The 10,876-nt window shown below is 36.3% G+C and carries 8 protein-coding genes and 1 other annotated feature; of the genes, 3 read left to right on the forward strand and 5 right to left on the reverse strand.

What is annotated here, in order from left to right:
* Positions 1-15: 15 nt before the first annotated feature.
* On the forward strand, positions 16-768 hold the full coding sequence (gene tpiA, locus NEH74_RS02735; protein ID WP_055306040.1) for a triose-phosphate isomerase: 753 nt from the start codon (positions 16-18) through the stop codon (positions 766-768).
* A gap of 676 nt (positions 769-1,444) precedes the next feature.
* Here the strand turns inward: tpiA and NEH74_RS02740 are convergent.
* From NEH74_RS02740 to NEH74_RS02750, 3 genes are all read right to left on the reverse strand, one after another.
* Positions 1,445-1,906 (reverse strand): universal stress protein, encoded by a 462-nt coding sequence (locus NEH74_RS02740; protein ID WP_055306024.1) that lies wholly within the window; start codon positions 1,904-1,906, stop codon positions 1,445-1,447.
* A gap of 123 nt (positions 1,907-2,029) precedes the next feature.
* On the reverse strand, positions 2,030-2,440 hold the full coding sequence (locus NEH74_RS02745; protein WP_055306025.1) for a YrvL family regulatory protein: 411 nt from the start codon (positions 2,438-2,440) through the stop codon (positions 2,030-2,032).
* 55 nt (positions 2,441-2,495) lie between these two features.
* Positions 2,496-4,607: an alpha-amylase family glycosyl hydrolase gene (locus NEH74_RS02750; protein ID WP_238581315.1), complete on the reverse strand. Its 2,112-nt coding sequence runs from the start codon at positions 4,605-4,607 to the stop codon at positions 2,496-2,498.
* Positions 4,608-4,820: 213 nt separating this feature from the next.
* On the opposite strand from NEH74_RS02750, the gene NEH74_RS02755 reads away from it, so the two are divergent.
* Positions 4,821-5,858 (forward strand): DUF2600 family protein, encoded by a 1,038-nt coding sequence (locus tag NEH74_RS02755; protein WP_055306027.1) that lies wholly within the window; start codon positions 4,821-4,823, stop codon positions 5,856-5,858.
* A gap of 103 nt (positions 5,859-5,961) precedes the next feature.
* Here NEH74_RS02755 and NEH74_RS02760 read toward each other — a convergent pair whose 3' ends face one another.
* Both NEH74_RS02760 and NEH74_RS02765 read right to left on the reverse strand, forming a co-directional pair.
* Positions 5,962-6,525 (reverse strand): class I SAM-dependent methyltransferase, encoded by a 564-nt coding sequence (locus tag NEH74_RS02760; protein WP_055306028.1) that lies wholly within the window; start codon positions 6,523-6,525, stop codon positions 5,962-5,964.
* A 1-nt stretch (position 6,526) separates the two neighbouring features.
* Positions 6,527-7,483 (reverse strand): TIGR01212 family radical SAM protein, encoded by a 957-nt coding sequence (locus NEH74_RS02765; protein WP_055242341.1) that lies wholly within the window; start codon positions 7,481-7,483, stop codon positions 6,527-6,529.
* Between the two features lie 228 nt (positions 7,484-7,711).
* Positions 7,712-7,932, forward strand: a binding site (T-box leader).
* A gap of 424 nt (positions 7,933-8,356) precedes the next feature.
* On the opposite strand from NEH74_RS02765, the gene leuS reads away from it, so the two are divergent.
* The gene (leuS, locus tag NEH74_RS02770) at positions 8,357-10,792 is read left to right on the forward strand and encodes a leucine--tRNA ligase (protein ID WP_055306029.1); all 2,436 of its coding nucleotides are present in this window, start codon (positions 8,357-8,359) and stop codon (positions 10,790-10,792) included.
* The last annotated feature ends 84 nt before the right edge of the window (positions 10,793-10,876 follow it).

The following is a 10,876-nucleotide window of genomic DNA, read 5'->3' on the forward strand; positions in this document are numbered from 1 at the left end:
TATGAGGTGTGAGAAATGAGAAAACCAATTATTGCAGGAAACTGGAAAATGAATAAAACGCGTGATGAGGCTTTACAATTTATTTATGCTGTTAAAGATCATGTTGCTTCAACAGATGTGGTTGAATCAGTGGTTTGTGCACCATTTCCTTACTTACGCTGTTTAGTCAAACGTCAAGGGGCTTCTTTACGTGTGGGGGCACAAAATATGCACTTTGAATCAGCTGGGGCTTACACAGGAGAAGTGGCACCTGAAATGTTAACATCAATCGGCGTTTCTTACGTCGTATTAGGACACAGTGAGCGTCGTGAAATGTTTAATGAGACAGATGAAACAGTTAATAAAAAAGTTCACGCTGCATTTGCAAATGGATTAACACCAATTATTTGTGTCGGTGAATCATTAAAAGAACGTGAAACTGGAGCAACAAATGCTGTTGTGGATACTCAAACAGTTGCAGCGTTAGAAGGATTAACAGATGAACAAGTGAAACGAGTTGTAATTGCCTATGAACCAATTTGGGCAATTGGAACGGGACGTACAGCAACAGCTGAGCAAGCGAATGAAACGATTGGATATATTCGTAGTGTAATTGAACGTGCGTATGGACGTGAAGTTGCTGAGGCGGTCCGTATTCAATACGGAGGTTCAGTTAATCCGTCAAATATTAAGGAGTTAATGGCTCAAGAACATATTGACGGAGCATTAGTTGGTGGAGCTTCACTAGATCCAAAATCATTCTTATCATTAGTTAATTATCAAGGATAATGATTATCAAGGTGATTCTTCGATTCGAGGAATCACCTTTTTTATTTATATTTTTACTCCAAAAAGCACAGATATCAGGCATTTAATGATAAAAGATAAAGGAGGAGGCCCAATATTCTTCGGAAATCTTTCATGATGGGCCATCTTTTTATTGGAATGCTCCGGCTAAATGGGCCGGTTCTATTAATCATGCATCAATGCACGATTAATCCCATGTGCTTCGCATTCCGTTTAGATGTCCCACACTTTTATTTCGATACTTTTGCAAAATGAATAAAGGTATTTTCTCGTACAAGAATCTCCTGATGATTATAATTATTTTTATAAATTAAGTAATGAAAAGATGTATGGATAGAGTAGAGATATACTAAAAAATGCTCAATATGTTTATGAATTATTTTTTAAAATAAAATAATAGGTTAATGGTTCTAAGGAACACAGGCGTCAGGCATTTAATAAGAGAATATAAAGGGTGTGGGCCATCTTTTTATTGGAATGCTCTGGCTAAATGAGCCGGTTCTATTAATCATGCATCAATGCACGATTAATCCCATGTGCTTCGCATTCCGTTTAGATGTCCCACACTTTTATTTCGATACTTTGGCAAACTATCACTTTATATTTTGAATATGAAAAAAGCTGTATCTTATAGATACAGCTAATCTAGATTTAAAGGTTATTTTTTTCCGCCGTTGCGGATGACGTTGACGTCGCATTTTGCGTGTTTTACGATATCAAGTGAGACGCTTCCGAGTAAGAATCGGTCAAAGCCTGATTTGTTACTTGCTCCACAAACGATTAAATCAGCTTCATAACCTGGAGCGATCACTTCAGCAATCGCAAGCCCTGGTGATGAACTGTATGTTTGGACGATTTCAACCTCTTTGATTCCTGCTTTTTGAGCCTCTTCTTTATATTTTTCTAATTCCTCATCCATATAGCTTGAGAAATCTTGTTTGAAAATGTAAGTCGTTGATAACATCCCCGATGGATCAATCGGTGTGTAAATAATGGTGTTCTTTTTAATATGACAAAGTGTTAATTTTGCATTGAATGCTACCGCAGTTTCAACAGCAGATTTAAAGGCTAGTCTAGACTTGGCACTATCATCAACGGCAACTAAAATGTTTTGATACATAATAGGCTCCTCCCCTTTTGGTAACTTTTTCTATCTATTTTTATTATACACAAACTTCAAATGAAGCGCTACCAAGTTTCACCTTTATTTGGTATATTATTATTATATAAAAAAAAGGAAACTTTATGCTTCCTTTTCCTCGTTTGTATTCATTTCGAGGACGGCAGTAAATAGAAGAATAAGTATCGCAAAGATGATTTCGCCACCTGTTGAGAGAGAGACTCCCTTGAAGTACTCGTCAACAAAGTGAGTAATAAGTAGCGTCATAAAAAAATCTAAGATATAACGAAAAAGTAATCTTTTTTTACTTGTCCATGAAAAGAGGGTGGCAAACCCATCGACAGCCATTCTTCCTATATACTCAGCTAATAAATCAAAGATGGTAATCATAGCGATAAAGAAAAGAATATTCCAACGACTATGATACTGAATCCCACTAATCCATAACATCGCAATTAGTGGAATGGTAATTATTAAAATCAATAAGGTACTCCCAATACTATAAAGAGCCACCTTTAGTACGCGATCTGACATAAAATCTCTCCTACAATAAAAAAGGTAACACCGTGAGATGTTACCTTTTATTATATCATAGTTTAATAATTTTAACTTCACCAGGTTGTAGGTGAACACGTAAATTACGATTACCATCAAATTCATGAACTTCACGTTGCCATTCATGAGTTGAGAATAATAAAGAACCTGTACACCAAGTATTCCCTGATTGAGTACGTAAATCCTCTAAATGAACTGTCACATCAATTGGAGAATACATATCAGTGCTTGCTACAATGATGAAAACATTGTTATTGTAGTGACCGCGCTTTCCTTCCTCAATGTATCCAAATCCAATCGCAGGGTCACTTAAGTAATCAAATCCAAGCGATACAAAGTTTTCAAGTTTCGTAAAAGTACTTAAGTGATCTTTGCGGATTTTTGAAACAGCTTCTAGTGTATCTGGTAACTCCCAGCGCATATGATTCAGATAATGGATAGCGAATTTATCAAAGAGTGCAAGCTTTCCAAAGTAACGATCGTTGTGCGGTAACACATATTGCTCATAGTTACGGCAATCAAGACCTGTATTCATCGGTTGAATTTCATAAACTTCTTGTCCAGAGTTAATGAATGGAACTCCATTTGGCATGAACATGTTCATAACGGTTAACATTTTAGATAACGTACGTCCGCCTTCACGTGCAGCTAAGCGAGGGGTATCATGAGTTTCTCCTCCAGCAAACACAGGACATGGTAAGTGACGTGAATCATACATGAATTTGTGTGTACGATGCTCATACGTACGAGGTTCTTGGAAGAATCCATAACCGATAATCATGTTATATCCGTTATCGCGTGATACTTTTGCATTTTCATCTTGTAGCTCCTCAGCGATGAAGCAGAAGTCTGGATCGTTCGTACGTGCATTGGCAATGATACGATGGATGAGTTCAGACGGAAGAGCATGTCCCATATCGATACGAGCCCCATCAATTCCATAATTTTGTTGATAGAATGGAATAATGTTAGATAAAGTTGCCCATAATCCTTCGTTAATGATATTTCCTTTATATAAATTTGATTTAATTGTATCAAATAAGATATAAGGTGGTAACTCTTGTCCGCCTAAGTATTTTTGGCTTTCCACCGGATGGTCCATATACATACGGAAGAACGTGACATCTGTCCATGGTGGTTGCACATCATTAATATGATCTGAGAAGGCTGGTGCAACAGTTAAACCGAATTCACGGCTAACTAAATCTAAAATAGAAGCCCCTGGTGTTTGGCGATATTCTTCTACCACGCGCTCCCATTTTTCAGGATCAATGATGTTTGGTGCATATGAGAATTTATGAATATGATTCCATACTGCTTGTGATGAATACACATAAGGTAAATATTCTGGTTTCGGTGATAAGGTACTTCCGAGTCCTGGAACATATGGTGGATAATACTCGTGGAATGTATCGGTATATACCCAATAGAACCAATCCGGATGTTCTAAAATTAAATCACTTTCAACTGAATTTGTTCTAGGGATGATGTCAATCATCACTTTCATATCTAAAATATGACAAGCTTCAACAAATGCTTGGAATTCTTCCTCAACAGTTAACTCTGAACCTGTCATGTTATCTTTTAAGCTAGGATCGATTTCAAAGAAGTTGCAAACTCCATAAGGTGATCCTAATTCACCTTTTTTATCTTTTAATGAAAATTTTGAAATTGGGAGCATATAAACTGTATCGACTCCCATTTTCTTTAGTAATGGAAGTAATGCTAATGATTTTACGAATGTCCCTGTTTCATTTAAATCGTATAAGTTATGGTTCTCTAAATCTCCACTTCGGTCATGGTCCCAAGCTGTCGATGTTCGAACCATCATTGAATAAACCACTGAATCTTTAATCCAGTCTCCCCCTAAATAGCCTGGTTTAGCTTCATATGATTGCTTGATTTGACTTAGCGATTGATTATAGTTAACGTCGTCTTTAGCCTGAGGCAAAATGTAGGATTGGATCACTTCACTATAGAAGTTGTATGGATTAACGATGAGTTCCCCCCAACTAGTACGCACCATTTCCTCTCCTTGATAGTTCCATGCATTCCATAAATCAGGAATGGCATAGTTATAGACGTCGTTTTTATGATCATGTTTTTTTAGAACATGTAGTAGTTTTTGTAATTTGCTTCCCCTCACTATTTATTCCTCCTTTTCCATAAATACACAATCATTATAACATCTACATTTGTAAAAAAGTAGAAAACTAAGGGGAATAGGGAAAGGTTGTAATCGGTTACGTCTGTCGAAAAGAAGAGGTTTCTGTAAGAATGAATGACATTTCAGTCAAATGATGATTGAACGCTGGAACCTTGGTCTACACTATAGAGGTATCGATTGAGAGGTGAAAACATGTTCTATCCAGCCTTAATGACAGCTTTTTATAAATCGTATCAACCTAAGACGAAATCATTTTTAAGTTTATATGAACAACATGCGCAACAAATTACCGATCCGAAATTAAAGAAAGAAGCGTTAGCGAGTCTTTCAAAAAAAGCTTTTCATTGCTATGGAGCATCTTTTTATGCAGCCTTAGTAAGTGAAGAGTATCAAGCCGATTATTTAAAATTTATGACGGCTTATCAGACGATGTGTGACTATTTAGATAATTTAGTCGATCAAACAAATGTTATTAATGAAACGAATTTTCGTCGTTTACATCAGTCGTTATTAGATGTCTTTAAACTAACTCCTCATGCCTCAAATTATTATCAGTATCAAACACAGCAACTCGATGGAGGCTATTTGAATATGCTTGTCCGCTTGTGCCAAGAATCATTAAAAAAGATTCCTCACTATTCGCTTTATGCTTCTTGGCTTGGTCGCTTAGCTGGATTGTATGTAGATTTACAAGTTTATAAGCATTTAAAAGTGTCAGAGCGGGAGGTTCGATTAATTCAATTAAGCAGTCAGCAAAAACGATTAGCAGGTGATTTAACTTGGTTTGAGTTTGGGGCAGCCTGTGGTTCAACACTTGGAATTTTTACGATGGTGGCTTATGCGATGAATCAAGACCGTTATCAAATCCAACCTGAGTGTATTTTTCAAGCAATGTTTCCAGCGGTGCAAGAACTTCATATTATGCTTGATTATCTAATTGATTTAGAGGAAGACATCGAAGAGGGAGAACTTAATTTCTTTTCTTATTATCATAACTTTGAAGAGGGAATTTATCGGATTCTTGACGTTTACTACGAGGCCCAACAGCAGATAAGGCTCTTACCGGAGAAAGGATTTCATCAAACGATTAATGATGGACTCTTCGCATTATACTTAGCAGAAGGTGTGAAGAAAAATCCTCAACTTCGTATCGTTCAAAAACAAATCATCAAAAAACTCGGTTTTCGTTCCCGCTTTTTATTCCATCATACGAGAAAGTTTGTAAAGTAATCATGAATGTATAGGTATATGGGGTAGTGGTATTTTCTGAAGTTTTATTTCTTTTATCATTACAAATTAAGGAACAAAAAAAGCTACTGTTAAAGTAGCTTTTTTAATGTAGTTTTTCGATGGCGACAATGAATGGAGCCGTTGGTCGGTTAATGAATTGGTACGTTAAGACTTGAGTTGTTTTAGTATCTAGTGTTTCAAAGCACTGTTCTAAATAGTGGCGTTCCACTTTTCCCTCCTCATGTCCGTGATACACCACTAAAATAATAATTCCATTTTTCTTTAATAAGCTTAAAATGTCAGTGACAGCTTTCCATGTCGTTTCACCATGAGTCGTAATACTTTGATCACTACCAGGAAGGTAACCTAGATTAAAAATCGCCGCGCTAATTGGTTGTTGCACATAATTTAGGACATGTTGATGTCCATCATGAATTAAAGTTACATGGTTAATATCAGCTTCTTTTAACTTAGTTTGCGTACTTTGAATGGCTTCTTCTTGGACATCAAAGCTATAAACATGGCCTGACTTACCAACAATTTCTGCTAAAAATAACGTATCATAACCATTACCAGCTGTTCCATCAATCGCAACATCACCTGGTTTTAAAGCTTTTTCTAATAAATTTTTTGAAAAGGGAAGAACGCGTTCTAATGTCTGTGCCATCTTAGTTTTCCTCCGGTTTTTGATAAAGTCGTCCTTGGTAAGTGTTACGCTCTTTTAAACGATCATCAATTGCATTTAAAACTTCCCATTTTTTTAAACTCCACATCGGTCCAACTAATTCTTCACGAACGGCATCACCTGTTAAACGATGGATAACCATTTCAGGGGGTAAGATTTCTAATTGATCAACGACTAAGTCGATATACTCATCTTTCTCCATAAGTGTTAACATCCCTTTGTCTAACATTTTGTGCATTGGTGTTCCTTCAATGACGTGAAGTAAATGAATTTTGATTCCTTGGACATCAAGTCCCGCTACAGCTTTTGCAGTCTCTAACATCATTTCATGTGTTTCACCTGGTAATCCATTGATGATATGAATGATGACATCGATATTTTTCGCGCGAAGTTTGTTAACGCCTTCGACTAATGTTTGATAATCATGTCCGCGGTTAATTAGTTTTCCTGTTTTGTCATGCATCGATTGAAGCCCAAGTTCTACCCATAAATCGACTTCTTTGTTTAATTCACCTAAGTAGTCGACGACATCATCTGGTAAACAGTCAGGACGTGTCCCAATTGAAAGAGCGACAATATTTGGATCACATTCTAAAACGGCTTCATATTTACGTTTTAAGACTTCAAGCGGGGCATGTGTATTTGAGAAGGCTTGGAAATAGGCGATGTATCCTGCTTCAGGCCATTTTTGATGCATCATCTCTTTGACTTGATTAAATTGAGTTTTTAAATTGTCTTCTGGATTTCCAGCAAAGTCACCACTACCTTTGGTACTACAGAACGTACATCCACCGTATTTAACCGTTCCATCAATATTTGGACAAGTAAATCCAGCATTAATCATGACTTTGAAGATTTTTTGGTTATATTTTTCACGTAAATGATAGTTTAATGTATGGTATCGTTTATCAGCATAGCTGTATGGAAACGGATTGTTCATCTATCTATTCCTCCTGTTTTTAGTATGTTCTTTTTATCAAATCAATCACGAATGCATCATTTAAGATAGTCCTTTAAAATGATGAGGATTGTTGTATGTTGTTTGTTTATCGTCTTTTATTTTATCATAGATGTGAATTAGTGGCACGAGATATTGTTTTATGACGTTTTTTTATAAAAAATCTTGTTTTTTGTGAAAGGTTTGATATAATTTTTCTAGAATAAACTTATATGAACCGTGAAGAGGACTAGTAGTAAGTTGGGACTATTGTAGAGAGCGAATGGTTGGTGCAAATTCGTATAGAACACTTATGAACTCACCTCGGAGTTGCAATTGTGAAATTTAAGTAATGATTGCCGTATTCTTGCGTTAAAAGATGAGAGAGGTAAGAGACTACTTTTTTTAGACTCTTGCAACTAAGGTGGTACCGCGTAATTTACGTCCTTAGAATAGAAATATTCTAAGGACTTTTTTTGTTAGTTCAACGATCTGCTTTAGTGGATTAATTCAACTATATGTATAGCGAAGTAGTTGGACTCTTAGCTTTCCCTCCTTTGATGGGAAGAGGGTGTTCTCTTTAACTTTTTGAGTGAGGGATAAAAGATTTTTCTTACCCCATCTTTATTAAAAAGAATAAGATATAGGTTTATGGAATTTAATCCATTATTTTGTATTAATGAATAATTTATATCGATTCGTCACAAATTATTCATAATATTTGGTTTTATTTTAGTGAAGTGTTTACTTCATCATTTAAGAAAAGAAAGCAGTATTTAAATTTTCTTAATGAATAGTAGACTCACCTACAAATTTAAGATTACCCCAGCAGTGGAGGATACCTGCTTCGCAGGCCGGGGGCCCGGAGGTAGAATTATGGCATTTGATCACAAACAGATTGAACAAAAGTGGCAAAATTATTGGCTAGAAAATAAGACATTCAAAACGTCTGAAGATAAGTCAAAACCTAAGTATTATGCATTAGATATGTTCCCTTATCCATCTGGAGCGGGACTTCACGTCGGTCATCCAGAAGGATATACAGCAACTGATATTGTTTCTCGTATGAAACGTATGCAAGGGTACCGTGTCTTACATCCAATGGGATGGGATGCATTCGGTTTACCAGCTGAGCAATATGCATTAAATACAGGAAATGACCCTCGTGAATTTACGGATATTAACATTAATACATTCCGTAAACAAATTCAATCATTAGGATTCTCATATGATTGGGATAAAGAGTTAAATACAACCGATCCAAAATATTATAAATGGACACAATGGATTTTCACCCAATTATATAACATGGGATTAGCTGAAATTAAAGATATTGAAGTTAACTGGTGTGAAGGGTTAGGAACAGTTTTAGCAAATGAGGAAGTTTTAAATGTTGATGGGAAAATGGTCTCTGAACGTGGGGAACATCCTGTAATCAAGAAACCAATGAAACAATGGGTGCTTAAAATTACACATTATGCTGAACGATTACTTGAAGATTTAGAAGGGTTAGACTGGACAGAAAGCATTAAAGATATGCAACGTAACTGGATCGGTAAGAGTGAAGGAGCGTTAATTAACTTTAAAGTTAATGGAACAGAACATTCATTTGATGTGTTTACAACACGTCCTGATACGGTATTCGGTGTAACATACGTTGTTTTAGCACCAGAACATCCATTAGTAAATGAAATTACAACGCCTGAATGTAAAGAAGCGGTTGTTGCTTATCAAGAAGCTGCAAAAGCAAAATCTGATTTAGAGCGTACAGAATTAAATAAAGAAAAATCAGGTGTGGCAACAGGAGCTTACGCAATTCATCCAATTACAGGAGCTCAAGTTCCAGTTTGGATCGGAGATTATGTTTTAGCAAGCTACGGAACAGGAGCTGTTATGGCAGTGCCTGCACACGATGAGCGTGACTACGAATTCGCTAAGAAATATGACTTAACAATTAAGCAAGTCATTGAAGGGGATATCACAGAAGGTGCCTTCACTGGAGATGATGCTCACATCGAATCAGACTTCATTAATGGAATGAACAATGCAGATGCTAAAGCTGCTGTTATTGAATGGTTAGAAGCAAACGGTGCTGGATCTCGTAAAGTTAACTATAAACTACGTGACTGGTTATTCTCTCGTCAACGTTATTGGGGAGAACCATTCCCAGTGATTATGTGGGAAGATGGAACAATGTCTGTTTTAGAAGCCGATCAATTACCACTTGAATTACCAGTGATGGATAACATCAAACCATCTGGAACAGGTGAATCTCCACTTGCTAATGCAAAAGAATGGTTAGAAGTTGTACGTGAAGATGGAGTAAAAGGTCGTCGTGAAACAAATACAATGCCACAATGGGCTGGAAGCTGCTGGTACTACATTGGCTATATCTTAAAACAAGGTGAAGACTATGTTGGATTAAATACAGAAGAAGCCAAACAATTATTAAAAGAATGGTTACCAGTTGATTTATACATCGGTGGAGCAGAGCATGCTGTATTACACTTATTATACGCTCGCTTCTGGCATAAAGTATTATTCGATTTAGGAATTGTTGAAACAAAAGAACCATTCCAACGTTTATTCAACCAAGGAATGATCTTAGGTGAAAACAATGAGAAAATGTCAAAATCTAAAGGAAACGTTGTAAATCCAGATGATATCGTTGAATCTCATGGAGCAGATACATTACGTTTATACGAAATGTTCATGGGACCACTTGATGCAGCTATCGCTTGGTCAACTGAAGGATTAGATGGAAGCCGTCGTTTCTTAGATCGTGTGTGGCGTTTATTCGTGACTCCAGAGCACACATTAGCTGAAAAAGTAGTCGCTGAAAACGATGGAAAATTAGATAAAGTTTATCATGAAACAGTGAAGAAAGTAACTGAGGATTATGAAAAATTAAGCTTCAATACTGCGATCGCTCAAATGATGATCTTCATCAATGAATCATATAAAGCAACAAGCATTCCACGTGAATATGCAGAAGGATTTGTTAAATTATTAAATCCAATCGCTCCGCATATGACAGAAGAAATCTGGTCGGTGCTTGGACATGAAGGAACTGTTTCATATGAAGCATGGCCAACATATGATGAAGCAAAATTAGTATCGGATACCATTACAATCATTGCCCAAGTTAACGGTAAGTTACGTGCTCGTATCGAGGTAGCTGCTAATATTTCAAAAGAAGACATGTTAGAAACAGCGATGGCACATGAAAATGTTCAAAACTTCGTTGCTGGAAAAGAAATTGTAAAAACAATTGCTGTTCCAGGAAAATTAGTTAACATCGTTGTTAAATAATTAGAATAACTATTAAAAGCCCTCTAATCCCACCACTGATTAGAGGGTTTTTTGTTTATTGAAATAAATGGCTCTTTGTCAACT

The organism is Turicibacter sp. GALT-G1 (genome assembly GCF_025594995.1).
GTDB lineage: Bacteria > Bacillota_I > Bacilli_A > MOL361 > Turicibacteraceae > Turicibacter > Turicibacter bilis.

Coding starts and splice junctions, on each gene's coding strand:
- tpiA (WP_055306040.1), top strand. CDS start 16: ATGAGAAAACCAATTATTGCAGGAAACTGGAAAATGAATAAAACGCGT.
- NEH74_RS02755 (WP_055306027.1), top strand. CDS start 4,821: ATGTTCTATCCAGCCTTAATGACAGCTTTTTATAAATCGTATCAACCT.
- NEH74_RS02760 (WP_055306028.1), bottom strand. CDS start 6,525: ATGGCACAGACATTAGAACGCGTTCTTCCCTTTTCAAAAAATTTATTA.
- NEH74_RS02765 (WP_055242341.1), bottom strand. CDS start 7,483: ATGAACAATCCGTTTCCATACAGCTATGCTGATAAACGATACCATACA.
- leuS (WP_055306029.1), top strand. CDS start 8,357: ATGGCATTTGATCACAAACAGATTGAACAAAAGTGGCAAAATTATTGG.
- NEH74_RS02740 (WP_055306024.1), bottom strand. CDS start 1,906: ATGTATCAAAACATTTTAGTTGCCGTTGATGATAGTGCCAAGTCTAGA.
- NEH74_RS02745 (WP_055306025.1), bottom strand. CDS start 2,440: ATGTCAGATCGCGTACTAAAGGTGGCTCTTTATAGTATTGGGAGTACC.